General features: G+C 59.1%; 23 protein-coding genes. 8 read left to right on the plus strand and 15 right to left on the minus strand.

Annotation, left to right across the window (positions count from 1 at the left end):
- Positions 1-9: 9 nt before the first annotated feature.
- On the minus strand, positions 10-1,656 hold the full coding sequence (locus GRI44_RS05845; RefSeq protein ID WP_160600453.1) for an electron transfer flavoprotein-ubiquinone oxidoreductase: 1,647 nt from the start codon (positions 1,654-1,656) through the stop codon (positions 10-12).
- Between the two features lie 126 nt (positions 1,657-1,782).
- Here GRI44_RS05845 and GRI44_RS05850 point away from each other — a divergent pair, with 126 nt between their 5' ends.
- The 4 genes from GRI44_RS05850 to GRI44_RS05865 all read left to right on the plus strand — a co-directional run bounded on the left by GRI44_RS05850 (position 1,783) and on the right by GRI44_RS05865 (position 6,016).
- Positions 1,783-2,562 carry a uracil-DNA glycosylase family protein gene (locus GRI44_RS05850; RefSeq protein WP_160600454.1) on the plus strand — a complete coding sequence of 260 codons (780 nt, stop codon included), beginning with the start codon at positions 1,783-1,785 and terminating at the stop codon, positions 2,560-2,562.
- 94 nt (positions 2,563-2,656) lie between these two features.
- Positions 2,657-4,348 (plus strand): lytic transglycosylase domain-containing protein, encoded by a 1,692-nt coding sequence (locus GRI44_RS05855; protein ID WP_232843065.1) that lies wholly within the window; start codon positions 2,657-2,659, stop codon positions 4,346-4,348.
- On the plus strand, positions 4,348-4,875 hold the full coding sequence (moaB, locus tag GRI44_RS05860) for a molybdenum cofactor biosynthesis protein B (protein ID WP_160600456.1): 528 nt from the start codon (positions 4,348-4,350) through the stop codon (positions 4,873-4,875). Before GRI44_RS05855 ends, moaB begins: the two co-directional genes overlap by 1 nt.
- Positions 4,876-4,930: 55 nt before the next feature.
- Complete coding sequence (locus tag GRI44_RS05865) at positions 4,931-6,016, plus strand: PA0069 family radical SAM protein (protein ID WP_160600457.1); 1,086 nt, start codon at positions 4,931-4,933, stop codon at positions 6,014-6,016.
- Here GRI44_RS05865 and GRI44_RS05870 read toward each other — a convergent pair.
- The 9 genes from GRI44_RS05870 to GRI44_RS05910 all read right to left on the minus strand — a co-directional run bounded on the left by GRI44_RS05870 (position 6,013) and on the right by GRI44_RS05910 (position 15,441).
- Positions 6,013-6,528, minus strand: coding sequence for a GNAT family N-acetyltransferase (locus tag GRI44_RS05870; protein ID WP_160600458.1), 516 nt, complete (start codon positions 6,526-6,528; stop codon positions 6,013-6,015). The two genes, GRI44_RS05865 and GRI44_RS05870, sit on opposite strands and share 4 nt — an antisense overlap.
- A 3-nt stretch (positions 6,529-6,531) precedes the next feature.
- Positions 6,532-6,960, minus strand: a complete 429-nt coding sequence (locus tag GRI44_RS05875; protein WP_160601315.1) for a DUF1330 domain-containing protein — start codon at positions 6,958-6,960, stop codon at positions 6,532-6,534.
- 3 nt (positions 6,961-6,963) lie between these two features.
- Positions 6,964-8,562, minus strand: a complete 1,599-nt coding sequence (locus tag GRI44_RS05880; protein ID WP_160601316.1) for a long-chain fatty acid--CoA ligase — start codon at positions 8,560-8,562, stop codon at positions 6,964-6,966.
- Positions 8,563-8,657: 95 nt separating this feature from the next.
- Entirely contained in the window at positions 8,658-12,134 is a 3,477-nt protein-coding gene (dnaE, locus tag GRI44_RS05885; protein ID WP_160600459.1) for a DNA polymerase III subunit alpha, read from the minus strand.
- A 69-nt stretch (positions 12,135-12,203) separates the two neighbouring features.
- Positions 12,204-12,542: a hypothetical protein gene (locus tag GRI44_RS05890; RefSeq protein WP_160600460.1), complete on the minus strand. Its 339-nt coding sequence runs from the start codon at positions 12,540-12,542 to the stop codon at positions 12,204-12,206.
- Between the two features lie 48 nt (positions 12,543-12,590).
- Positions 12,591-13,070, minus strand: a complete 480-nt coding sequence (locus GRI44_RS05895; protein WP_160600461.1) for a glutathione peroxidase — start codon at positions 13,068-13,070, stop codon at positions 12,591-12,593.
- Positions 13,071-13,189: 119 nt separating this feature from the next.
- Positions 13,190-13,468, minus strand: coding sequence for a hypothetical protein (locus GRI44_RS05900; protein WP_202386147.1), 279 nt, complete (start codon positions 13,466-13,468; stop codon positions 13,190-13,192).
- 49 nt (positions 13,469-13,517) lie between these two features.
- On the minus strand, positions 13,518-14,207 hold the full coding sequence (locus tag GRI44_RS05905) for an ABC transporter ATP-binding protein (RefSeq protein ID WP_232842981.1): 690 nt from the start codon (positions 14,205-14,207) through the stop codon (positions 13,518-13,520).
- Positions 14,200-15,441, minus strand: coding sequence for a lipoprotein-releasing ABC transporter permease subunit (locus tag GRI44_RS05910; RefSeq protein ID WP_160600462.1), 1,242 nt, complete (start codon positions 15,439-15,441; stop codon positions 14,200-14,202). The genes GRI44_RS05905 and GRI44_RS05910 overlap by 8 nt, the downstream gene beginning before the upstream one ends.
- Before the next feature lie 197 nt (positions 15,442-15,638).
- On the opposite strand from GRI44_RS05910, the gene purF reads away from it, so the two are divergent.
- The 3 genes from purF (at position 15,639) to GRI44_RS05925 (ending at position 18,303) form a co-directional block, all read left to right on the plus strand.
- The gene (gene purF / locus GRI44_RS05915; RefSeq protein ID WP_160600463.1) at positions 15,639-17,105 is read left to right on the plus strand and encodes an amidophosphoribosyltransferase; all 1,467 of its coding nucleotides are present in this window, start codon (positions 15,639-15,641) and stop codon (positions 17,103-17,105) included.
- Positions 17,105-17,830: an SDR family NAD(P)-dependent oxidoreductase gene (locus GRI44_RS05920; RefSeq protein WP_160600464.1), complete on the plus strand. Its 726-nt coding sequence runs from the start codon at positions 17,105-17,107 to the stop codon at positions 17,828-17,830. The genes purF and GRI44_RS05920 overlap by 1 nt, the downstream gene beginning before the upstream one ends.
- A 122-nt stretch (positions 17,831-17,952) precedes the next feature.
- Positions 17,953-18,303 carry a PilZ domain-containing protein gene (locus tag GRI44_RS05925; protein ID WP_160600465.1) on the plus strand — a complete coding sequence of 117 codons (351 nt, stop codon included), beginning with the start codon at positions 17,953-17,955 and terminating at the stop codon, positions 18,301-18,303.
- 76 nt (positions 18,304-18,379) lie between these two features.
- Here the strand turns inward: GRI44_RS05925 and GRI44_RS05930 are convergent, their stop codons facing one another.
- Genes GRI44_RS05930 through GRI44_RS05940 form a run of 3 tightly spaced genes read right to left on the minus strand, consistent with a single transcriptional unit; the run spans position 18,380 to position 22,300 of the window.
- On the minus strand, positions 18,380-19,612 hold the full coding sequence (locus GRI44_RS05930) for a serine hydrolase domain-containing protein (protein WP_232842982.1): 1,233 nt from the start codon (positions 19,610-19,612) through the stop codon (positions 18,380-18,382).
- A gap of 23 nt (positions 19,613-19,635) precedes the next feature.
- On the minus strand, positions 19,636-20,874 hold the full coding sequence (locus GRI44_RS05935; RefSeq protein WP_160600466.1) for an SAM-dependent methyltransferase: 1,239 nt from the start codon (positions 20,872-20,874) through the stop codon (positions 19,636-19,638).
- 37 nt (positions 20,875-20,911) lie between these two features.
- Positions 20,912-22,300, minus strand: a complete 1,389-nt coding sequence (locus GRI44_RS05940; RefSeq protein WP_160600467.1) for a cryptochrome/photolyase family protein — start codon at positions 22,298-22,300, stop codon at positions 20,912-20,914.
- Positions 22,301-22,350: 50 nt separating this feature from the next.
- Between GRI44_RS05940 and GRI44_RS05945 the strand changes: the two genes are divergently transcribed.
- Positions 22,351-23,133: a phosphatase PAP2 family protein gene (locus tag GRI44_RS05945; RefSeq protein WP_160600468.1), complete on the plus strand. Its 783-nt coding sequence runs from the start codon at positions 22,351-22,353 to the stop codon at positions 23,131-23,133.
- Here GRI44_RS05945 and GRI44_RS05950 read toward each other — a convergent pair.
- Both GRI44_RS05950 and GRI44_RS05955 read right to left on the minus strand, forming a co-directional pair.
- Entirely contained in the window at positions 23,096-24,040 is a 945-nt protein-coding gene (locus tag GRI44_RS05950; RefSeq protein ID WP_160600469.1) for a metal-dependent hydrolase, read from the minus strand. The genes GRI44_RS05945 and GRI44_RS05950 overlap by 38 nt on opposite strands.
- An 83-nt stretch (positions 24,041-24,123) precedes the next feature.
- The gene (locus GRI44_RS05955) at positions 24,124-24,678 is read right to left on the minus strand and encodes a CREC-EF hand family protein (protein WP_160600470.1); all 555 of its coding nucleotides are present in this window, start codon (positions 24,676-24,678) and stop codon (positions 24,124-24,126) included.
- Positions 24,679-24,701 lie beyond the last annotated feature (23 nt).

The following is a 24,701-nucleotide window of genomic DNA, read 5'->3' on the forward strand; positions in this document are numbered from 1 at the left end:
CGGCCATGCTCACATATTCGGGTAATTGGGCCCGCCGCCGCCTTCGGGCGTGGTCCAGTTGATGTTCTGGTTGGGGTCCTTGATATCGCAGGTTTTGCAATGGACGCAGTTCTGCGAATTGATCACATATTTGGGTTCATGTCCCGGCTCGATCACCCATTCGTAAACGCCTGCCGGGCAATAGCGGGTTGATGGCCCGGCATAGACTTCCAGCTCGCTGCTTTCCTGCAGCGCGATATCCTTGACTTTCAAATGGTTAGGCTGGTCTTCTGCGTGATTGGTGTAGGAATAGGCAACGGACGTGAGCCGGTCGAATGTCAGCACGCCATCGGGCTTGGGATAGGCGATTGGCTTGTAGAGATCAGCCCGCTGCGTTTCTTCGTAATCACGCTCATGCTTCATCGAAATCGGCAGGCCGATTTTCAGCTGGCGCATCCACATGTCGATACCGGCCAGAACCGTGCCGACATCGCCGCCAAACTTGGCGATGACGGGCTGGGCATTCTGGACCATCTTCAGTTCCTTGGCGATCCAGCTGGCCCGCAGGTTTGCATCATAATCGGCAAGTTCGGTTTTTTCCAAACCAGCGGCAATGGCGGCGGCAACGCTGTCCGCTGCCAGCATCCCGCTTTTCATGGCGGTATGGCTGCCCTTGATACGCGGCACATTGACGAAGCCTGCGGCACATCCAATCAGCGCGCCACCGGGGAATGCCAGTTTCGGTACCGATTGCCAGCCGCCTTCATTGATGACCCGCGCACCATAGGAAACGCGTTTGCCGCCTTCCAGATAGTCACGGATGGCAGGGTGCGTTTTCCAGCGCTGAAATTCCTGGAACGGCGAAACATAGGGGTTTTTGTAATCAAGCGCGGTAACAAAACCCAGCGCGACCTGGCCATTGGCCTGATGGTATAGGAAACCGCCGCCCCATGTGTCGGTTTCCGACAGGGGCCAGCCCTGCGTATGAATAACGCGGCCCGGAACGTGTTTGGCAGGGTCGATATCCCACAATTCCTTGATGCCAAGGCCATAGACCTGGGGCTGGCAATCGGCTTCCAGATTAAAGCGGGCTTTCATCTGCTTGGTCAGATTGCCGCGCGCGCCTTCTGCAAACAGAGTGTATTTCGCGTGGATTTCCATGCCGGGCTGATAATCGGGTTTGTGGCTGCCATCTGCCGCCACGCCCATGTCCTGCGTGATGACGCCCGACACTGCGCCTGCTTCGTCAAACATCACTTCCGATGCTGGGAAACCGGGGAATACCATTACCCCCAGCCCTTCCGCCTGCTCGCCCAGCCAGCGGGTGAGATTGCCGAGAGAGCCGGTGTAACATCCCTTGTTGGACATGAATGGCGGCATGGCCAGATGTGGCATGCCGTAGCTTTTGCCGGCCGACAGGATCCAGTGCCAATTGTCCGTCACGGGCGTTTGCGCCATCGGGCAATCCATGTCGCGCCATTCGGGGAACAATTCGTCCAGAGCCTTGGGATCAACCACTGCGCCCGACAGGATGTGCGCGCCGATTTCAGAGCCTTTTTCGAGAACCACGACTTCGAGTTCTTCGTTGATCTGCTTCAGGCGGATGGCCGCAGCAAGGCCAGCCACACCGCCGCCGACGATCACTACGTCGCAAGGCATCGATTCGCGTTCGCTCATCCCGGAAATTCCTTCGCACAATTGTTTTTCAAACCTGGCGGGCAAACCTGCGGCCAGAAGTATGATCCAAAAACTTGATAATGCCTTGATTGCTGCGGCGCGGCAGGTCAAGACCCGGGCCGCACCATGAATGATAGCAAATCACCCTCTACGCCGCTGACACTGGCTGAAGAATTCGCCGCCGCGCAGGTGTGGTGGCAGGATGCAGGGGTGGATCAGGACTACGAAGACGTAGCGAAAAACTGGCTCGCGCAGGATGATGCGCCAGATATGCCGCGAAATATCCAGCCTGCCTTTGTGGCCGGAGAGCCCCCGGAAAAGAAAATTGCCGCAGCCCCGGAACGCCAGAAGCCTGGCGGCGCGGGGCAGGACTGGCCAACCGATCTGGCCACGTTCCAAAGCTGGTGGCTGGCAGAACCCACCCTTGACGAAGGCGGCAGTTTCCCGCGCATTCCGCCGCGCGGGAAGGATAAACCAGCGCTGATGGTCATTGTGGCAGAGCCGGAACCACAGGACAGCGACACGCTGCTGTCAGGCCCGCTTGGCAAGTTCCTGTCCAACATTCTGGCCGCCGCCGATATTGGTGCCGATGGGCTGTATCTGGCATCGGCACTGCCGCGCCACACACCGATGGCAGATTTTCCGCGCCTTCACGCAGATGGCCTGGCAGATGTGCTGCATCATCACATCAAACTGGCCGAGCCGCAGAGAATGTGTGTGCTGGGGCGCAACATCTGGCCGCTTCTTGGACACGACGTGGCGCAAGGTGCTGCCTTTTTACCAGATTTTGACCATGAAGGGCGCAGCGTTCCTGTATTGGGCGCAGAAGGGCTGGCGGAACTGCTCCGTTCAACGGCTCGCCGCGAACGGTTCTGGCGCCGCTGGCTCCAATGGACGGATGGCTGACGTGAACAATAATTTTCGCACAAAATCAGGCGCACGCGTCAATCTTGCGCTAGGCGCGTTGGGACTTTCAATAAGCACGCTTGCGGTGCCGGCCATGGCCAACAGCAGTTCGGCAGAATATTTCAGCGCCCGCGCGCACAGCAATTCCGTGCCGGAACTGCTCAGTCGCGCCGACCGCGATTATTATGCCTCCCTGTTCGGCGCGATCGACAGGCAGGACTGGTCGCGGGTCGACATGATGCTGGCCGAGCGTGCCGAAGGCCCGCTGCACCAGATGGCGAAAGCGGAATATTATCTCCACGCCAACAGCCCGCGGGTAGAACTGCCTGCGATCGACGCATGGCTGGCACAGGGCCGCGAATTGCCACAGGCAGCACAGATCGTAAATCTGGGCCTCAAGCGCGGGCTGGCATATGCCCCTTCCCTGCCGCGCGAGCAGAGCTTTGTTCCCCAGCCCTACGCTTCCAAGCGGATAAGGCCGCGCGAAACGGCTGATGGGTCGATGCCCGAAACGGTCAAATCCGCGATCCTCGACCATATCAAAAATGATAATCCTGACGGGGCGCGGCTGCTGCTGGACGGGATTGATGCCGGCCTTTCGCCTCAGGCGCGCGCAGAATGGCGCCAACGGGTGGCCTTCAGCTACTACATTGAAAATGACGATCCGGCGGCTCTGGCCGTGGCCCAGACAGTCAGACAAGGCGCTGGCCCGTGGGTGGCCGAAGGCGACTGGGTGGCAGGCCTTGCCGCATGGCGCATGGGCGACTGCGAGACCGCATCGGACGCGTTTGAACGCACGGCGCGCGGCTCCACCAATGTGGAACTGACAGCGGCGGGCTATTATTGGGCATCACGCGCCCATGTGCGCTGCCGCAAACCGGAAAAGGCCGCCGAATTGCTGCGCGGTGCAGCGCGGCTGGACGAAACCCTATACGGGATGCTGGCAGCCGAGCAGCTGCACAGGGACCTGCCGCGTGCCTATGAAACGCCAGATTTCACCATGGCGGACTGGCAGCGCGTGCGCGGGGCTGAAAATGTGCGGGCAGCAGTGGCCCTGGCAGAAATTGGCCAGGACAATCTGGCAGATCAGGTGCTGCGCCATCAGGCAACCATTGGCGATCCGGGCCAGTACGGGGAATTGTCGCGGCTCGCCCGCGAACTGGGCTTGCCTTCAACCCAATTGTGGATGGCACATAATGCTCCTCGCGGGGCGCGGGCTGAACCTGCGCTGCGGTATCCTGCGCCCAAGTGGCAGCCGACTACGGGGTGGAAAGTGGACCCGGCGCTCGCCTATGCCCATGCCTTGCAGGAATCCAATTTCCGCACCGCTGTGGTCAGCCCGGCAGGGGCCAAGGGCCTGATGCAGATCATGCCGATTGCCGCGCGCGAACATGCGCCATCGCTCAACATGAATGCCAGCTATGCCGATCTGGCAGACCCGTCGGTCAATCTGGCGTTTGGCCAGCGCAATCTGGAATCCCTGCGTGACAGCCGCGCAACCGGCGGCCTGCTGCCGAAAATCATGGCGGCCTATAATGCAGGGCTCACACCCATCACCCGGTGGAACAGCGAAATCCGCGATCAGGGTGATCCGCTGCTGTACATGGAATCCATCCCCTATTGGGAAACGCGCGGCTATGTCTCCATCGTGATGCGCAATTACTGGATGTATGAACGCCAGGCTGGCGGCGCGTCGGAAAGCCGGGTGGCGCTGGCCCAGGGCCTGTGGCCAACCTTCCCCGGCTTGTCAGGCAGCGGCGGCGTCCGCCTGAGTGCGCGTGACTGATGCCGATTGATCAATCCCGCAGTTTTACCCCTATCAATATCGCGGTGCTGACCGTGTCCGATACGCGGACATCGGCTGATGATACGTCGGGCGATATTCTGGCGGCACGGATCACTGCCGCAGGCCATAATCTGGCCGCCCGCACCATTTTGAAAGATGATGCCGCCGTCATCGCAAGACAGCTTGAGCAATGGATCGACGATCCGTCGGTGGATGCCATTGTGACCACTGGCGGCACCGGCCTGACCGGGCGCGACGTAACGCCAGAAGCGCTCGACACAGTGAAGGACAAGGACATTCCCGGCTTTGGCGAAGTGTTCCGCTGGCTCAGTTTCAGTACCATCGGCACCAGCACGGTGCAATCGCGCGCCTGTGCAGTGGTGGCGCGGGGAACATATATTTTTGCCCTGCCCGGTTCGAACGGCGCGGTGAAAGACGGGTGGGACGGCATCCTGGCAGAACAGCTCGATAGCCGGAACCGCCCGTGTAATTTTGTCGAACTGATGCCGCGGCTGCGCGAACGCTGATTGCGCCTTTGCGGAGGCTTTCAAATCCCGCGATTGTTCTATATATGTTCCATTCATGGAACAGCGACTCAGGCCAGGTATTGAGGGGCGCGGTGCCCAATCGCGTAATGTGCCCCGGCGTTTTGGTCTGGCCAGCAGGCAGGACGATGGGGACTGGCTCGATCAGATTGAAGTTCAGGATGGCCCGCCGGTAAAGCTGCGCACCACCGTCACTGAAGAACATCCGCGCAGCATTCTCAGCTTCAACACCTCGCCCGATGTGCCGTTTGACCGTTCCATCAACGCTTACAGGGGCTGCGAACATGGCTGCATTTACTGTTTCGCACGGCCAAGCCATGCCTATCTGGACCTGTCACCCGGCCTTGATTTTGAAACCAGGCTGTTTGCCAAGCCCGACGCTGCAAGATTGCTGCGCGAAACGCTAGCGAAGCCTAAATATCAGCCGAAATGGATTGCGATGGGGACCAATACGGACCCGTATCAACCGATCGAGGCGCGTTACCGCATTACCCGACAGGTTTTGGAATTATGTCTGGATGTTCGGCACCCGGTCACCATCACGACCAAATCCGACCGCATTTTGCGTGATCTTGATCTGCTGACACAATTGGCGCAGCGCAATCTGGTGGCGGTGGCCATTTCCATTACCACGATGGATGCGCGCCTTTCAGGCAAGCTGGAACCCCGCGCATCGTCGCCGGCAAAGCGGATGGCGGCATTGGGCGTTCTGGCGAAAGCGGGAATACCGGCGCACATCTCGATTGCGCCCGTCATTCCGGCCATCACCGATGAATTCATGGAAGTGCTGATCGAGCAGGCAGGGGATTTACAGGTGGGTTCAGCCAGCTGGATACCGCTGCGCCTGCCGCATGAAGTCGCCCCGCTGTTTCGTGAATGGCTGTCCGTTCATTATCCCGAGCGCGGTGACAAGGTGATGAGCATTGTCCAGCAGATCCGCAATGGGCGCGATAATGACCCGGGTTTCTTTACCCGCATGAAACCGGCCGGCGTGTGGGCAGACCTGTTCCGGGCGCGCTTCAGGCTGGCGTGCAAACGGGCCGGAATCGGCAAGGCTGAAATTGATCTGGATTGTTCGCAATTCAGGCGGCCGGACTTGAGCGGGCAGATGCGCCTGATCTAATCTGTCAGCAAGCCGCGCTGCATATACACCGTATCCAGCTTGCGCCCGAATTTCATGCCCACATTCTGCATCCGGCCAGCGTGGGCAAAGCCGCATTTGCGGTGCAATGCGACAGACGATGGTTCGCCCCCGCCGATCACCGCGATCATCTGTTCAAATCCGGCATGGCGGGCCGCATCCAGCAGTTCTGTCAAAAGCAGGCTGCCGATCCCCTGGCCAGTATGGTCTGCATCTACATAAATACTGTTTTCGCAAGTGATGGCGTAGGCTGCCCTGTCACGGAACTGGGTTGCATAGGCATAGCCGGCAACGGCGCTGCCATCTTCGCACACAAGAAATGGCCAGTGCCGCGCGGCGATGGACTGTATCTTGCCCCGCCAGAAAACCGCGTCCGGCGCCTCTGTATCAAAGGTGGCGGTCCCATGCGCCACATGGTGCGCATAAATGGCGGCAATGGCAGACGCATCTGCGGCGCCTGCAGACCGGATCAGCCGCTGGCCGCCCGCGTCCATTTTTCAGCCAAACCCGTCCCCGGCAGCGCCGGGGGCAAAACGGATCAACCGGCTGTCAAGAATGGCAGCGCCGCGGTTGACGACGGCTTCCTGATATTGCGGGTCGGTTATCATCTCCAGAAATGCGCCGGCATGCGGATATTGCGCCACAAAGGCGTCATCCCACTGCTTGTCCGCCGGGCCGGTGACCATCGCTTCCCATGCGCCGCGCCACACGATGGTGCCGCCAACCCGCTGGAAAATGGGTCCGGACGTTGCGCCATATTCTTCATAGGCGCGCTGTCCGGTCCAGCCTTTGCCTGCATTAACGTGATCATCAGGATATTCCGCCACATCGCGATATTGCAGCAGGTTCAGCATATGGATGGGCCGGTCACGCGGCAGGGATTTGAAGAAATCGAAGGCTTCGCGCGTGGGGTTGATGTAATGCATCACTCAATTCTCCAGCGTATAATCTGCAAAGCGGGCGCGCAGGTCCTTCTTGCTGATTTTTCCCGTGGCAGTGTGGGGAATATCATCCACAAATTCCACCGCATCAGGCAGCCACCATTTCGCCACATGGTCGCCGAGATAGGCTTTTACCTCATCTGCCGTGACATCCTGCCCGTCCTTTTTCACCACGAAAAGGACTGGCCGCTCATCCCATTTGGGGTGCGGCATGCCGATGGCGGCGGCTTCTGCCACTGCGGGATGGCCGACCGCGGCATTTTCCAGTTCAACCGAACTGATCCATTCGCCGCCGGATTTGATCACATCCTTGGTCCGGTCGGTCAGTTGCAGGGTGCCATTGGGCCAGATGACGCCGACATCGCCGGTGTCGAACCAGCCATCGGGCGTGGTCGCGTCTTCTTCCGCCTTGAAATAGCGTTTGATGACCCACGGCCCACGAATTTGCAGCGCGCCTGATGTCTTGCCATCACGCGGCAGTTCCCTGGTAAAATCATCCAGATCAACCGTGCGCAGCTCAACGCCGAAAATGGGCTGGCCCTGCCGGGTGACAATATCAACCTGTTCGTCGAAACTCAGCTGGTCCCAATCATGCGTGGGTGCGCCCACTGTGCCGATCGGGCTGGTTTCGGTCATGCCCCAGGCATGGGCCACGCGCGCGCCGTTTTTCATCAGCCGTTCGATCATGAACCGGGGTGCCGCCGATCCACCGATGATGGCCTGCTGCAATTTGGGCAAGGGTTCGCCCGTGGTATCGCAATGCTGGAATATGGTGAGCCAGACAGTCGGCACACCCGCTGAATGGGTAACGCCTTCGCGCTTCATCAAATCGCACAGAACGGTCGGGTCATTCACCGCCGAATAGACGAATTTCACGCCCGTTGCAGCGCCTGCCCACGGCAGCCCCCAGCTGGCGGCGTGGAACATGGGCACCACTGGCAGCATCACACTGCGGGCGTCGAAATCGAAACAGGCAGGCTGGATGCCCAGGACAGCGTGGAGCATGGTTGAACGGTGTTCATACAGCACGCCCTTGGGGTTGCCTGTCGTGCCGCTGGTATAACACAGCATGCACGGATCGCGCTCGTCCACTTCGGCCCACTGCGTGTCTGCATCATGGGCGCCGATCCAGTCTTCGAAACTGGGCGAATGTTCACCGCTGTCAAAACAGATGTAATGTTCGATGGTTGTCCATTGCGGCTTCATCTTGTCGATAATCGGCTGGAATGCCGCATCATACAGCAGAACGCGGTCTTCAGCGTGGTTGGCGATATATTCCAGCTGGTCTTCGAACAGACGCGGATTGATCGTGTGCAACACGCCGCCCACACCCACAGCGCCATACCATGTGACCAGATGGCGCGAATGGTTCATCGCCAGCGTCGCAATCCGGTCGCCCTTGCCCACACCGGCAGCGCGCAGCGCCTGCGTCATCTTCAGCGCATCGCGGCGGATACCTGCCCAGTCAGTCCGGGTTTCAGTGCCATCTGCCCAATGGGTAACAATTTCGCGCGTTCCATGTTCGCGCGCGGCGTGGTCTATCAAATGGGTAACCTTGAGGTCCCAGTCCTGCATCGCACCCAGCATGTCATTCTCCCAATGTGTTTTGACCACCATTCGCGATTGGGACAGCGGGCGCAAGTGCGTTTGCAAAAGGGGAACACGGGTTTCAGTCTCGGCAACTAGGCAACCAGCCGCAAATGCGTCGCCCCGCGCCGGGTGGACAGGGATACGTTGGCCACGCCTTCCAGTTCCTCCAGCCTTTCCGCCAACTCGCCATCGAGCTGGAAATCACGCCCCAACCGCACCAGCGGCGGCGCGCCGCGCCCCGTATGCAGGCGGGCCAGCACTTCGCCCCGCCCTTCCGGGCCGGGAATCAGTTCCATCTTGAGATCATGCAGGGCATCGACATTATGGATATCCAGCGTCAGCAACATCCGCGAACCGCCCTTTACTTCATCCAGCGGCCTGCCGCCGCGCACGGTGATGCGTGGCGGTTCATCGGGACTGGGGGAATCCAGTTCGACATTCAGCAGGATGCAGGTGCCGTCAGCGGCCCATTTGGTGAAGTTTTCAACCAGCGATTCTTCAAAACACGCAGCGTCGAACTGGCCGGAAGAATCCGAAAAACTCGCCCGCACAAAATCCTTGCCGCGCCGTGTCTTGCCGCGCTTTACCCCTTCCACCATGGCCGCCATCACTGCAGGCGCGCGGCCACCGGCAGGCGCACCGCCGCCCATCAGGCTGGCATAACTGCGCGCGCCATTGGCGGATGCAACGGCACGATATTGTTCGACCGGATGGGCGGAGAAATAGAAGCCGAAATTCTCCCGTTCCTTCGCCATGCGGTCTGCGCGGGGCCATTCCGGCGTATCTGCCAGCTGGACATCGGCAGTGCCTTCATGTTCTTCCCCGCCGAACAGACCGCCCTGCCCGCTGCTTCGCTCCCGCTCGGCCGCATCCGCCACGGCAAGCAGCATTTCGGCATTCTCGAAAATCTTCGCGCGGTTCGGCTCCAGCCGGTCGAGCGCGCCGGCACAGGCCAGCCCTTCAAGCTGGCGGCGGTTCATTGAACCTTGCGGGATTCGCTCGAACAATTGCTGCAGATTTTCGAACCAGCCGTTTGCTTCGCGTTCAGCCACAATCGCCGCCATGGCCTTTTCGCCAACATTACGGATACCTGCCAATGCATAGCGCACGGCATAGCCATCATCTGTGCGTTCGACACTGAATTCCGGCTCCGAACGGTTGATGCACGGCCCTTCCAGCGCATGACCAGACCGGCGCATATCATCGACAAAAATGGCCAGTTTTTCCGATTGGTGCATGTCAAAGCACATCGACGCTGCATAAAATTCATGCGGATAATGCGTTTTCAGCCACGCTGTCTGATAGGCCAGCAAGGCATAGGCCGCAGCGTGCGACTTGTTGAAGCCATAGCCAGCAAATTTGTCGATCAGATCGAACAGTTCATTCGCCTGCTTCGCGTCAATTTGCGAGACCGTCTTGCATCCGTCAACAAACCGCTGGCGCTGCGCGTCCATTTCCGCCTGAACTTTCTTGCCCATGGCGCGGCGCAGCAAATCGGCATCGCCCAGCGAATATCCGGCCAGGATCTGCGCGGCCTGCATGACCTGTTCCTGATAGACGAAAATGCCGTAAGTTTCCGACAAGATGCCTTCCAGCTTTTCATGCGGATAGGCAATTTCGGCCTCGCCATTCTTGCGTTTGCCAAACAGCGGGATGTTATCCATCGGGCCTGGCCGGTACAGCGATACCAGTGCGATAATGTCGCCGAAATTGGTCGGCTTCACCGCCGCCAGTGTGCGCCGCATGCCTTCTGATTCCAGCTGGAACACACCCACCGTGTTGCCCGACTGGAGCAGCTTGTAAACCGCCGCATCATCCCAGGCGAGCGTTGACAGGTCGAGCGCAATGCCGCGCTTTTCCAGCAGCTTCACAGCTTTTTGCAGGACTGAAAGAGTTTTCAGCCCCAGAAAGTCGAACTTCACCAATCCTGAACTTTCGACATGCTTCATGTCAAACTGGGTCACTGGCATATCCGAACGCGGATCACGGTAGAGCGGGACGAGCTGCGCCAAAGGCCGGTCACCAATGACCACACCGGCAGCGTGGGTGGATGAATTGCGCGGGAACCCTTCAAGGTCCATCGCCAGATCAACCAGCCGTTTTACTTCCGGCTGATTGTCATATTCGCGCTTGAATTCGGCAGATCCGTTGAGCGTGCGCGGTAGTGTCCAGGCGTCTGTCGGGTGGTTGGGCACCATCTTGCACAGCCGGTCCACCTGCCCGTAACTCATCTGCAGGATGCGGCCGCAATCGCGCAGCACGGCGCGCGCTTTCAGCTTACCGAAAGTGATGATCTGCGCCACATGGTCAGCGCCATATTTTGCCTGCACATAGCGGATGACTTCGCCGCGCCGCGTTTCGCAGAAATCGATATCGAAATCCGGCATGGAAACACGTTCGGGGTTCAAGAACCTCTCGAACAGCAGGCCCAGCCTTATGGGGTCGAGATCGGTAATGGTCAGCGACCACGCTACCAGCGATCCTGCGCCCGATCCACGGCCCGGCCCCACCGGAATATCATTGTCCTTCGCCCATTTGATGAAATCGGCAACGATCAGGAAATAGCCGGGGAAACCCATGCCGGTGATGACGTCAATTTCGAAATCCAGCCGGTCATCATAGACCTTGCGTTCTTCTGCGGACATTTCGCCGTAGGGCGCAAGGCGGGCATCCAGCCCGGCGCGGGCATCCGCCGCCAACAGGCGCACTTCGCCTTCCAGATCGCCTGCCAGACTGGGCAAAATCGGCTTCCGGTCAGGCGGCGCAAAGGCGCAGCGCCGCGCTGCCGTCAGCGTATTGTGCAGCGCTTCGGGCAAATCACCGAACAGCTCTTCCATCATCGGGGCGGATTTGACGAAAGCTTCGGCGTTGGAGCGAACCCTGTCTTCCGCCTCGATGTGAGTGGATGCGGCAATGCACAGCATTGCATCATGGGCCTTGTGAATATGCGGATCGGCAAAATTGGCCGGATTGGTGGCCACCAGCGGCAGATCGCGCGCATAGGCCATGTCGATCAATGGTTTTTCGGCATTATCCTGCACCGCGCTGCTGCGGCGCGCCAGTTCGATATAGAGCCGGTTAGGAAATAACGCCTGCAACCGGTCACACAGGGTTTCTGCGTGGGTCTGCTGGCCTTCGGCAAGCAAGCGTGCAAGCGCGCCCTCGCCCGCGCCGGTCAGCGCAATCAATCCATCAGTATGCCCGTGCAGATCATCCAGCTGGACATGGGGTTCAAATTCCAGCGGCCGGTCCAGATGCGCACGGCTGACCAGGTGGCAAAGATTGTCATACCCTGCCTCATCCTGCGCAAACAGCGGCAGATAATCGACCTGCCGCCCCTCTGCATCACGCGCGACGCCCAGCAACGTGCCGATAATGGGCTGGATGCCTTCGCCAAAACAGGCAGTGGCAAATGCCACCACCCCGTAAAGGCCGTTCCTGTCGCAGATGGCGATGGCGGGAAAGCCGCGCTCTTTTGCCAGCTTTGCAATCGCCTTGGGGTCAATCGCGCCTTCCAGCAGCGAATAGGACGACATGACGCGCAAGGGGACAAAGGGAGCATAAGCCATTGGGGTAATCTAGGCGCACCGCGCCCGCAGGCAATGGAGGTTTTCGAAAACCCACACCCCTATCAACAGTTAATCGGCCATTTCAGCCTTTGCAGCAGCAATTTTGCGCCGCGTATCCCTGATGGAAGACCAGGCACCATAAATCACCAGCACGGCGAGGAATATCCATACCCACAGCGGGATGTTGCGCCCTGCAACCGCGAGATAGAGATAGGCCGAAACGAAGAAAAACCCTGCCAGCAAAGTGGGCAGGACGGTGGATTGGCCAGCCCGCGCACGGCGCACCAGCCAGCCGATGGAGAGAAAGAAAAACGGAATGGCGCCCACGTATATTCCGCCAAATATCCACGGGTTTACACCATATTCCGCGCCCAGTGACAGAAACCAGACCTGCATTGCATCAATCATCAAAATCCAGTTCTCAAATATACATCACAGCAAAATATGGCCGCAATTCTACAGCAGTTTTTCAATATCTTTGGCGATTGCCTGCGGCCTGTCAGTCGGCGCATAGCGGCGCACGACATTGCCCTGGCGGTCGATCAGGAATTTGGTGAAATTCCATTTGATCGCCTTGCTGCCCATCAATCCGGGCGCTTCCTTCTTCATCCAGTCGAACAAGGGGCTGGCGCCCTCGCCATTGACATCCACTTTCTTCATCAGCGGAAATGTCACATCGTATTTGAGCTTGCAGAAAGTGGCGATTTCTTCGGCGTTGCCCGGTTCCTGCGCGCCGAATTGATTGCAGGGGAAACCAAGCACCTCGAAACCCTTGTCAGCATAGCTGCGATGCAGTTCTTCCAGCCCTTCATATTGGGGGGTAAACCCGCATTTGCTGGCCGTGTTGACCACCAGCAACACTTTGCCCTGCATATCGGCGAGGTCAATTTCGGTCCCGTCAGGCAATTGCGCGGTAAAATCTGCGATGGTGGTCATGTGCGGGTTCTCCTCAGCTTTGGGGGTAGAGCAGGTCGGTGCGGGTCGTCCAGCTTTCTGAACCGGCAATTCTGCCCACCCCGATAAAACCCGCTTGTCCGCGCTAACCCGCCTATTGGTCAGACACCCGGAAAATCATCATGCGCGGCCAGCGCGGCGATTTCTGCCAGTTCCAGCCGATGATCGCCAGCTTTCTGGATCACGTATTGGGCGCGGTCTTCTTCATTCAACGCCATGACATGGCTGACCAGTTCTGCCAGCGTGCCGCGGCGCAGACCCTTGGCGCTGTCGAAAATACCGTGTCCGTCATCCTTACGGTGCAGCGAAGCCCGGTCGTCCCAGTCAATTTCACCAATGTTCTGCGGATGGGCGTGAAAGGTGGATGGATGGTCGGTCATGAAAATTCTCCTTCACCCCGCCAACGCATGACACCATTCTTGGGTCCGGTTATTCCAGTTTACCTTCGTGCAGACGGAAGATGCGGTCCATGCGCGCCGCCAGCCGTTCGTTATGGGTGGCCACAATCGCCGCGCTGCCTTCTTCGCGGACCAGGTGCAAAAACTGTTCCAGCACCTTGTCCGATGTTTTCTCGTCAAGATTGCCGGTGGGTTCGTCTGCCAGCACCAGTTCGGGGCGGTTGGCCAATGCACGCGCCACGGCGACCCGCTGCTGTTCGCCGCCGGAAAGCTGGCTGGGCCGATGTTCCTTACGAGCGCCAAGGCCAAGCGCGTCCAGCAGTTCGCTTGCGCGTTCATCCGCCTCGGCACGGCTTTTACCAGCCACCAGTTGCGGCAGAACGACATTTTCGCGGGCGTTGAAATCCGGCAGCAGGTGATGGAACTGATAGACGAAGCCAAGATGGTCACGGCGCAGCGTAGTCCGCCCGTCCGACCCCAGCCTGGTGGCATCTGTACCGGCGATTTCGATGGATCCGCCAAAACCGCCTTCCAGCAAACCCACAGCCTGCAGCAAGGTCGATTTACCGGAACCCGATGGCCCGACCAGCGCCACGATCTCGCCCGGCCTGATGGCAAGGTCGATCCCGCGCAGGACGTCTATCCGCACCCCGCCCTGTTCGAACGAGCGAGTGAGACCGGTAAGCTTTACGATTGGCGAAACCATCGAACCTTCATTCATAACGCAGCACCTGCACCGGATCGGTGCTTGCCGCCTTCAGTGCGGGATACAAAGTGGCAAGGAAGCTCAGCACCAGCGCCATCAGGCTGATGGTCACGACTTCTGCCGGATCAGTGCGCGATGGCAGTTCTGACAGGAAGCGGATGGACGGGTCCCACAATTCGATGCCGGTCACAAACTGGATGGCATGAACGATGGATTGCCGGAAAAACAGGAAGGTGAAACCGAGCGCCAGCCCTGCAACCGTGCCCAGCGCGCCCACCACAAAGCCTGTCGTGACGAAGATCTTGAGCAGGCTGCGCCGCGTTGCCCCCATCGTGCGCATGATGGCAATGTCACGCGTCTTGGCGCGCACCAGCATGATCAGCGAACTCAAGATGTTGAACACCGCCACCAGCACGATGATGGACAGCACGACGAACATCGCCACCCGTTCCACCGCCAGCGCTTCAAACAGGGACGCATTGATGGTTTTCCAGTCGGAGACCACTGCCCGCCCTGCCAGCTTCTGTTTTACAGGTTCAAGGATTTCGCCAACCCTGTCGGCATCCTCCGTTGTCACCTCGATCATGCCGATGCTGTCGCCAGTCAGAAGCAAGGTCTGCGCGTCTGCAATCGGCATGACCACAAATGCCTGATCATAATCAAACACGCCGATTTCAAACAGCGCCGCCACTTCATAGCCTACCTGACGCGGCACGGTGCCAAAGGGCGTGGACCGGCCCGCGGGGTTAATCACAGTGATGGTATCGCCCACCCGCGCGCCAATGTTTTCCGCCAGCCGTGCGCCAATCGCAACCTTGCCTGCGCCCGATTTCAATTCCGACATATTGCCCGCGACCATCTTCTTGCCCAGCTGCGCGATATCAGCCTGCGTGTTGCCGCGCACCAGAATCGCCTCGACCCGGCCATTGAAACTGGCCAGCAGCGGCTGTTCGATCAGCGGCGATGCACTGACCACGCCGGGTGTCTTGCGAACATCCTGCAGCACTTCTTCCCAATTATCGAGCCTGCCGCCATAGGCCTGCACGATCGCATGGCCGTTCAGTCCAACGATCTTGTCAAGCAATTCTGCGCGAAACCCGTTCATCACGCTCATCACGATAATCAGCGCGGCAACGCCGAGCATCACGGCGACCAGACTGATGCCGGCGACCAGCGCAATAAATGCCTCGCCGCGGCCAGGCATCATGTACCGTTTGGCGATGGTCCATTCAAAAGGAGTGAGGATCAAGGGTGTGGCCTTGCATTGATGATGGGGCAATTGCGGATTATTTCACGCCGTTTAGGCAGGCTTTCGCCTCGCTGCAATGAAATCCACCGCACAATCGGCCGTATATGACCCGTTCTTGCCCGACAGCGGGTTGTAATATGCCTGCAACATCGCCATTGAACGGGCCACATCCGGACAGCCGCAGGCGACCAGAGAACATGAACTTCACCGACCCGTTTCATGACGAACATGGCGACAAGCTGCGCGAAGAGTGCGGCGTATTTGGCGCCATCAATGCCGCTGATGCCACCGCTGTAACCGCGCTGGGCCTTCACGCCCTGCAGCACCGCGGGCAGGAAGCTGCCGGCATTACCAGCTTTGACGGGACGGAATTCTATTCCCGCCGCGGCACCGGCCATGTGGCGGAAAACTTCTCCTCCAGCGAAGCGATTGCAGAATTGCCCGGCTTCATGGCTGCGGGCCATGTGCGCTATTCCACCACTGGCGGTTCGGGCCTGCGCAATGTGCAGCCGCTTTATGCCGATCTCGCTTCGGGCGGGTTCGCCGTGGCGCATAATGGCAATATTTCGAACGCGGGCACGCTGCGGCATGAACTGGTCGGCCGCGGCGCCATTTTTCAGTCCACTTCTGATACTGAAGTGATCATCCATCTGGTGGCCACCAGCCGTTATCCCACCATGATTGACCGGCTGGTCGATGCTCTGCGGATGGTCGAAGGGGCCTATTCGCTGATCGTGATGACGCCGGAAGGGATGATTGCCTGCCGCGACCCGCTGGGTATCCGCCCGCTGGTGATGGGCAAAATGGGCGATTCGGTCGTTTTTGCGAGCGAAAGCGTGGCCTTCGACGTGATCGGCGCACAACTGATCCGCGAAGTTGAACCGGGCGAGCTTATTCGGGTCGATTTTGATGGCAGCATCCAGTCACTACATCCGTTTGGCAAACAAGCGGCCCGGCCGTGCATTTTCGAACATGTCTATTTCAGCCGGCCCGATTCCATCTTCGGCGGCAAATCTGTCTATTCGGTGCGCAAGGCCATTGGCGCGCAGCTGGCGCTGGAAAGCCCGGCTGATGTCGATCTGGTCATTCCCGTGCCCGACAGCGGCGTGCCTGCGGCCATCGGCTATTCCCAGCAATCTGGCGTGCCGTTCGAACTGGGCATCATCCGGTCCCATTATGTGGGCCGCACTTTCATCCAGCCATCCGATGGCGCGCGCAATTCCAGTGTGAAGCGCAAGCACAACGCCAACCGCGCCCTGGTGGAAGGCAAGCGCATCGTGCTCATTGACGATTCCATCGTGCGCGGCACCACCAGCCTGAAAATCGTCGAAATGATGCGCGAAGCAGGTGCGGCAGAAGTGCATTTCCGCGTGGCCAGCCCGCCCACCGCGCACAGCTGTTTTTACGGTGTGGACACGCCGGAACGGTCAAAACTGCTGGCCGCCCGGATGGAACTGGAACCGATGCGCGAATTCATTCAGGCTGACAGCCTTGCATTTGTGTCCATCGACGGCCTGTATCGCGCTGTCGGCATGGAAGAACGCAAGAAAAGCTGCCCGCAATTCTGCGACGCCTGTTTTACCGGCGATTATCCCACTTCACTAACCGATCTTGCGCGGCGTGAAGGCAAGGACGCCCAACTCTCCTTCGACAAGGTCGCTTGATGACTGCTTCAGATGTGAACAACAAACCGCTCGACGGGCGGGTGGCGCTGGTGACAGGTTCCAGCCGCGGAATTGGCGCTGCGACTGCCATTCAGCTGGCCCGCGATGGCGCGCATGTCATCCTGACCGGGCGCGATGTAAAGGCGCTCGAAGGCATTGAGGATGAAATTCACGCAGCGGGCGGCCAGTCCACCATTGCGCCGATGGATCTTACCGAAAGCGATTCTATCGCCCGTCTGGCATCGGCCATTGCAGGGCGGTGGGACAGGCTGGATATTCTGGTCATTTCCGCAGCCTATCTGCCGACCCTGACCCCGGTGACCCAGATTGAACCCAAACAGTTCAATCAGGCCATCACGACCAATATTCTGGCGACACAGGTTTTGCTGGCCGCATTTGACGCGCTGCTGAAGCGCAGCGGCCATGGCCGGGTGATCGGCATCACCAGCAGCGTGGGCGCAAAACCGCGCGCTTTCTGGGCCGCTTATGGCGCGACCAAGGCTGCGTTTGAATCCCTGCTCGACAGTTACGCGCAGGAAGTCGAAAAAATCGGCGGCGTGAAAGTGGCGATTGTCGATCCCGGCGCAACCCGCACCACCATGCGCGCCAAGGCCTATCCCGGTGAAGACCCCCAGACGGTCAAGGAAGCGCAAGTCGTCGGCCAAAAGATCGCCGAATTGTTGCAGCAGGATTTTTCCACCATGCACCGTATGCGGGTCGACTGAGGCATTTGGTAAAATTTCCTTAATCATATCGCGCAACGAACCATAAAGCAGGACCGGTCAGAGTGTAAAAAGCCTGACGGGAAACATTCCCGAAAGGCCTTGATACAGACAAGGGGCCCGCGATGGTAATCGACACGCAAGAACGCTACGAAATCGCCGCGCAGGAAGACCGCTGCGGAGTGCGGACAAAGCTCACGATTCCAGGCCAGTTGCGCGCTTCTGGCGGGCGCTCGTTCCAGACCGTGGTGCATGATCTGTCCATTTCCGGCTTTTCTGCAGCAGCCATCAACCGGATGCATCAGGGGCAATTGTGCTGGGTAACGCTGCCGGGCCTTGAATCGCTGCAGGCCGAAGTCATCTGGTGGGAAAACAGCATTGTCGGCTGCGCCTTTGCCGAATTGCTGAGCCCCATCGTCCATGACAACATCGTGTCGCGCTATCTGGGCAATGGGGTTTATCGCAGCGTCTGCTGACAGGGTTGTTTGCGGCGCTGTTTTTTAGCGCTGTATATCCCCGCGTATTTCTCAGGGCCGGGGCTGCTGACCAAAGTCAGTCAGCAGCCGCGATGGCTTCCACCAGTTCCTGCCATTTGGCGCGGTTTTCCTTGCTGGTCGCAGTGGACCAGTTGCCCACAGCGGCAACCACCAGCTTACGCTCAGGAACGATGGTAATCGCCTGGCCAAAAATGCCCTGCGCGCCAAAATTGCCGCCGGGATAGGTCCACCATTGGTAACCATAACCAAAGCCGGTATTGCCAAATTTGACTTGCGGCGCAGATGCAGCCGCGAACCAGCCTTCGGGAACCACACCATTGCCGCCATCCAGCACGAATTGCCCCATGCGGGCATAATCTGCCAGGCGAAGCGAAAGGCAGCAGCCGCCGATATTCCTGCCTGATGGTTCGACCATCCAGAACATCGGTGCCTCAAACCCTGCGGGATCGACAATTCTGCTCTTGGCATATTCAGCAAGGCTCTTGCCGCTGGCCCGCTCGACCAGCACGCCCAGAAGATTGGTTTCGCCTGTCTTATAGACAAATTTCTGGCCAGCCGGCGCTTCACGCGGCAATGTTTTCAACTGGTTGACGATGGCATCTTCCCCCGGCGAAGCCATGATCGCGCCCATCTGCGCCACATCGCTTCCGGGGTCGGTATAATCTTCGTTCCACGCAATGCCCGATGTCATGGTTGCAAGCTGTTCCACCGTGACATTTTCATAAGCCGTCCCCTTCATTTCAGGGATGTAGCGGGCCACGGAATCCTGCAGGCTGGTGATGTAACCATCCTTGATCGCGGCCCCCAGCAAGGTTGAGGTGAACGATTTGGCCACGGAAAAACTGGTCCACCGTTGGCTGGCATCAAAGCCAAGCCCGAACGTCTGGTTTCGTAATTTGCCATCCTCGATTACGATCACGCCGGCAGAATTCGTGTTGGCGATAAAATCAGCAATGCGGGCGCGCAAAGGGCGGTCAAATGGCGCGCCTTCGGCAAATTTTCGCACATTTGCTGCGGCGGGCACTTCATAGCCTGGAAACCAGCCTTCCATTTCGCGGAACCGGTCGCTTCGCTGTGCATCATTCCAGAACAGCACGTTCAGGTCTTCCGGCGCGCGCTGGGTTGTGGGCATGCGCATGCTGACAACAGGCGCAGCAGCAGCAGCGGCTGTGGGGCCAGAGTTGACCGATGAAGCCATCTGGCCACCAACAGGTGCCGCGCATCCGGCGAGCAGCGCGCAGCCTGCCAGCAGAGAGCCGGCAAATGCGGCGGAAAATTTCGTGATCATGAATTCGCTCTCCCGGCGGGTGTCTATTCTTTTATCAAGGTCACCTGATGCACATCGATGCTGCCACCACGGAACCCGCCTTCGCAATACATCAGATAAAATCGCCAAAGTCGCGCAAATTTCTCGTCAAACCCTTCCGGCAAGCGCCCCTGCGCCAGAGCAGCGTCGAAATTTTCGCGCCAGATCTGCAATGTGCGGGCATAATCCATCCCGAAATCCTGCTGGTCTTCCCAGCGCAAACCGCGTTCTTTCGCCAGTTTCTGAAATTCGCTGGTCTTGATCAGCAGCCCGCCGGGGAAAATATACGCCTGGATGAAATCCGCGCTCGCGGCATAGGCTTCAAACAAGGGTTCTTCCATGGAGATATACTGGATGGCCGCGCGGCCACCTGATTGCAGGCTGCCGGCAATACAGTCAAAGTAGGATGGCCAATATTCGCGCCCCACGGCCTCGACCATTTCCACGCTGACAATCGCCGCAAATTTTTCATCGACATCGCGGTAATCCTGCTTGCGAAAATCGATGGTTTTGTCGTGCCGTTCCCGCGCCCATGCCAGCTGTTCTTCCGACAGGCTTATGCCAGTGACCTTGGCCCCTCTGCCCGCAAGATAATCGGCCAGCGATCCCCAGCCACAGCCAATTTCCAGGATGGTTTCAGGGCTGCCCAGACGCTGCGCCAGCCGGTCCCACTTGCGGTGCTGTGCCTGTTCAAGATTATCGCCAGGGCCGAACATGGCCGAAGAATAACTCATGCTGGGGTCCAGCCACTGGGCATAGAAATCATTGCCCAGATCATAATGGGCGTGAATATTGCGTTCAGCGCCCGAATGGGTGTTGCGGTTGGACCAATGCGCCAGCCGCGCAAACCACCGGAACGGCCCCTTGGCCCGGCCAGTGTCACCCAGCGCAGTGCCGTTGACACTGAAAAGCGCAAACACGGACACCGGATCGGGGCTTTCCCATTCGCCCGCTTCCCATGCCTGATACCAGCCGACCGAACCATTGGTGGCCAGGCGCATCAGGCCGCGCCAGTCATGCAGGGTGACTTCCACTTCAAACCCGGGGTTTCGCCGCCCCAGAACCCGCGTGGTCCCATCGGGCAGGCGGCCTATGATAGACCCCTGCTCCAGCCCCTCATCAACCTTATCCAGAACCTTGTGAAAACCCGGCGCAATCAGCCGTGCAAGAAGCCCCGGTTCACGTTCGAACCGTGCGCCGCCGGCCAGAAGTTCCCCGCCTCTACTATCACCCGCTGTCGTCATGATGGCCCTATGCCGCCAGTCGCCGCAAGGGGCAAGATCAGCCGTCCTTCATTTCCCGATATGCTGCCAGCGCCCGTTCGCGCGCTTCCTTGTGACCGATGATTTTGTCGGGGTAATCCGCGGGGCGCATTCCGGCAGGCGGATCATGAATATCGTCATCACCAAGATGCGCCAGTTCCGGCACAAATTCCCTGATATAGCGCGCAGCGCCGAACTTTTCCGACTGACTGAGCGGCGCCATGATCCGCACGAACATATTGGAATCCACCCCCGTCCCGGCGGTCCACTGCCAATTGACGCCATTGCTGCCGTAATCGGCATCCACCAGAGTATCCCAGAACCATTTTTCGCCCTGGGTCCAGTCGATCAGCAGATGTTTGACGAGGAAGCTGGCCGTGATCATCCGCACCCGGTTGTGCATCCAGCCGGTTTGCCACAATTGGCGCATCCCGGCATCGACGATGGGGTAACCCGTCTGGCCGCGCTGCCATGCGTGTAAATCCTGTGCTGCCTGCTGATCGCTATTGGGGTTGCGCCACAATCTGTCGCCATATCCATCACGGTAGGACTGTGTGGCATAGGCGGGAAACTGGCAAATGACATTCTGGGCATAATCGCGCCAGATCAGTTCCTTGGCATAGGTGTTCCACCCCGCCCCGCGCCGCCCTTTCAATGCGTGCCATATCTGCGCCGGTGAAATCTCGCCAAAATGAAGGTGGGGCGATAGCTGCGACGATCCGTCAATCGAAGGCATGTTGCGCGCCTCATCATAGGCGGCAACGTCGTCCTCAAATTCTGCCAGCCGGTCCTGCGCGGCAGCTTCGCCCACTTGCCAGAAATCCTGCAGGCCGCCTGCCCAATCAGGCGTGGTGGGCAGCAGGCCCCAATCTGCGAGATCATCGCTCTTGGGCCAGGAATGCGGATGGCTGATATGTTCAGGTTCCGGCAGCGCATCGCGCGGCGGCATCTGTTCCATCACGGCTTTGGAAAACGGCGTGTAAATCTTGTAGGGCGAACCTGACCCTGTGGTGACCGCACCTGCCGGCAGCAGATAGTTCCCATCATGCAGCACCAGATCCACCTGCTGGGCCAATGCGCCCTGGGCCTTGCGCCACCATGGTTCGTAATGGCGTAACGCATGCACCGGCGTCCCGCCCAGTTCGCGAGAAATGTCAGCCAATTGTTCGACCGCATCGCCGCGCCGCAGAATAATGCGAGAATGGTGCGCGCCAAGCTGGCTGGCAAGAGACTGGAGGCTGTGATGCAGCCACCAGCGTGATGCACCGCCATAGGCATGTTCGCCCGCAGCATTGTCGTCCAGCACATATACCGGCACAACCGGCCCCGCTTCGGCCGCGGCGAAAAAAGCGGGATGATCAGACAGGCGCAGATCCCTGCGCAGCCAGACGATTTGCGGCGTTTCCATTATTTCCCCTTTGGTGGGGAACGCCCCTGCCGACAAGCTGTTCCACTTGCATGGAACAGCGCATTACCGACCAGGACGTACTTCCCGCCGAAACTCTGGCCTTGCCCAGGCGAGGGTGGCGGATCAATCCGGTGAAGGCTGTTGTGGTGACGGGAATTTGCTGGACGGGCTTTGCCATGATGGCATGGCTGGTCCACCATAATCGCACGACTGCGCTCGATCACACCGGCTTGTTGTTCTGGCGCAATGCGGGCGACCTTACGCCGATCGGCAGCCCCATGGTGCTGGAGGCGCTGCGCGATATGACCGCATTGGGCGGTACGCTGATCATGACCATGATGGTGCTTGCCGCAATCACGGCTCTGCTGTTCCTGAAATTGCGGCGCGAGGCGTTTTTGCTGGCCATTACGGCCATGACCGGCACCCTTGTGGAAGTGCAGATGAAGCTGTGGGTCGGGCGCGCCCGGCCCGAAATAGTGCCGCATCTTACCGAAGCTGGCGGGATGAGCTTTCCCAGCGGCCACAGCTTCAATTCGGCCATGATCTACATCGCCATTGCGCTGGCCTTTGCCACCATGAGCGCGCGCCATTCTGTCAGATATACCATCGTGGGGGTTGCCATCGCCCTGTCGATGCTGATCGCTACCAGCCGCGTATGGCTGGGGGTTCATTTTCCCAGCGACGTGATTGCCGGTTGGCTGGGCGGCGCTGGCTGGGCGTTTCTGGCATCAGCCCTGTTCTTCCAGCCCGCCAAGGCTGCCGCTGAAAGCCACGCTGCGGAAAAACTGGACGTGATTACCGAAAAGGGACGCACTGCGCATCAGCCACAGTGACGGAAAACTGGCCCCTGGCGAGCGGATCGTAAAAACGGGCATCGCGCAGGTGAATTGCGCCATCGGTGCCGCTTTCCGCAAACGGTGCGCGAGACCAGAACAGAAACGCGTCGAGATCGGGCGTGGATTTCCACTGCCTTTGCATATCGCATGATGGCACAAATCTGTCAGTAATCGCGCCGTGCATCACCACGTCGCCTCTTGACCGCCAGGTGGCGATATAGGGCACTTGATCGCCGCGCAGGAAGACGAGGTCACGCTGCCAGAATTTGACAGGCACGGGATTGGCTATGGTCTGTTCGTAATCACCATCCAGCAATTCTAGCTCCGCTGCAGACGCGGTGATGGCGGCGTTCAGGCCAATATACGCGCATGACGCAGCAATGGCGACGCGTGCCGGGCGGCGCCAGTTACCCCCGCGCTTCTCGCGCCTGAACGACAGCCACGTTGCAGTGCCCATCATGGCCCACAGCCACACGTCGATGATGAACAGGATATCGCCGTAAAACCATCGCTGGCTGAAAGGCTCCAGAAAACGGATGCCATATGAATTGAGCCAGTCGAACGCCGGATGGGTGAGGCAGCCGATGAAACTCAGGATTAGCAGCCATTTGAAGCTGACGGGGCGCCGTGCGGCTGGCCGCTTCCCCCGCTTCGCCTGCCATGCGTCAAAGGCGTATAGCACTGCCGCCAAGACCAGCGGCAAGACCAGCCACGCGATCGGCCCATGTGTGATGCCGCGCCGGAATGCGAGATGCTGCACCCCGTCGAGCCAGAAAAGGCACGCGGCATCCACATCAGGGATATTGGCCCCAATGATGAGCGCCGGCATCGCAAGACCGGTTTTTCGCTTCAGCCCGGCCTGGCCGATCAGGGCGCCAACCAGGCTGTGGGTCAGATTGTCCATCAGCACGCCCTACCGCAGGGGCGCAAAAAGAAAAGGCGGCAGGTTGCCCCGCCGCCCTTTCATAATCGGTTGCGATGGATGATTTATCCGAAATCTTCGCCGCGGCGGGCCGAAGTAAATTCGCGCTGCGACAGATAGGTGTCGCCATTCAGATCATAATAAAAGAACGAATCGGCAGCCTTGTTGGCCTGTTCCGCATTCACATATGGCTTTGTTTCGTCATTCGCCTTGGGCGCATCAGGGTTGAGCGGCACGGCCCAGATTGCATATTCCGCAACCGACAGCTTGCCGTCAGCATTGCGGTCCAAATATTCCCAGTTCATTTCGCCACGTTCCGGCAGGCCTTGTGTATTCACCTTTTCAGTCTGGGCAGCAGCATCGCCAGTTTCGGGCGCAGCGGCAGCAGCGCGATAGCCGTCATATTCAGTTGTGAAAGCGGAAGAATCAAATCCTTCGCGGCGCTTTTGCGCATCATCCGACAGCGTGAATTCACGGCTTGCGGGGTCAAATTCCTGTGGTGCCGCAGCGACCTGGTCGGCCGGGGCAGCAACAGGTTCAGCGGCTTCGTTCTCGCCGCAGCCAGCCAGTGCCAGGGCCATGCCTGAAACCAAGACGAGATTAGCCTTCAACATATTCATAAAATCACTTTCTTTCGTGTTCG

Origin of the sequence: Allopontixanthobacter confluentis, from assembly GCF_009827615.1 — a bacterium.
Taxonomy (GTDB): Bacteria; Pseudomonadota; Alphaproteobacteria; order Sphingomonadales; family Sphingomonadaceae; genus Allopontixanthobacter; species Allopontixanthobacter confluentis.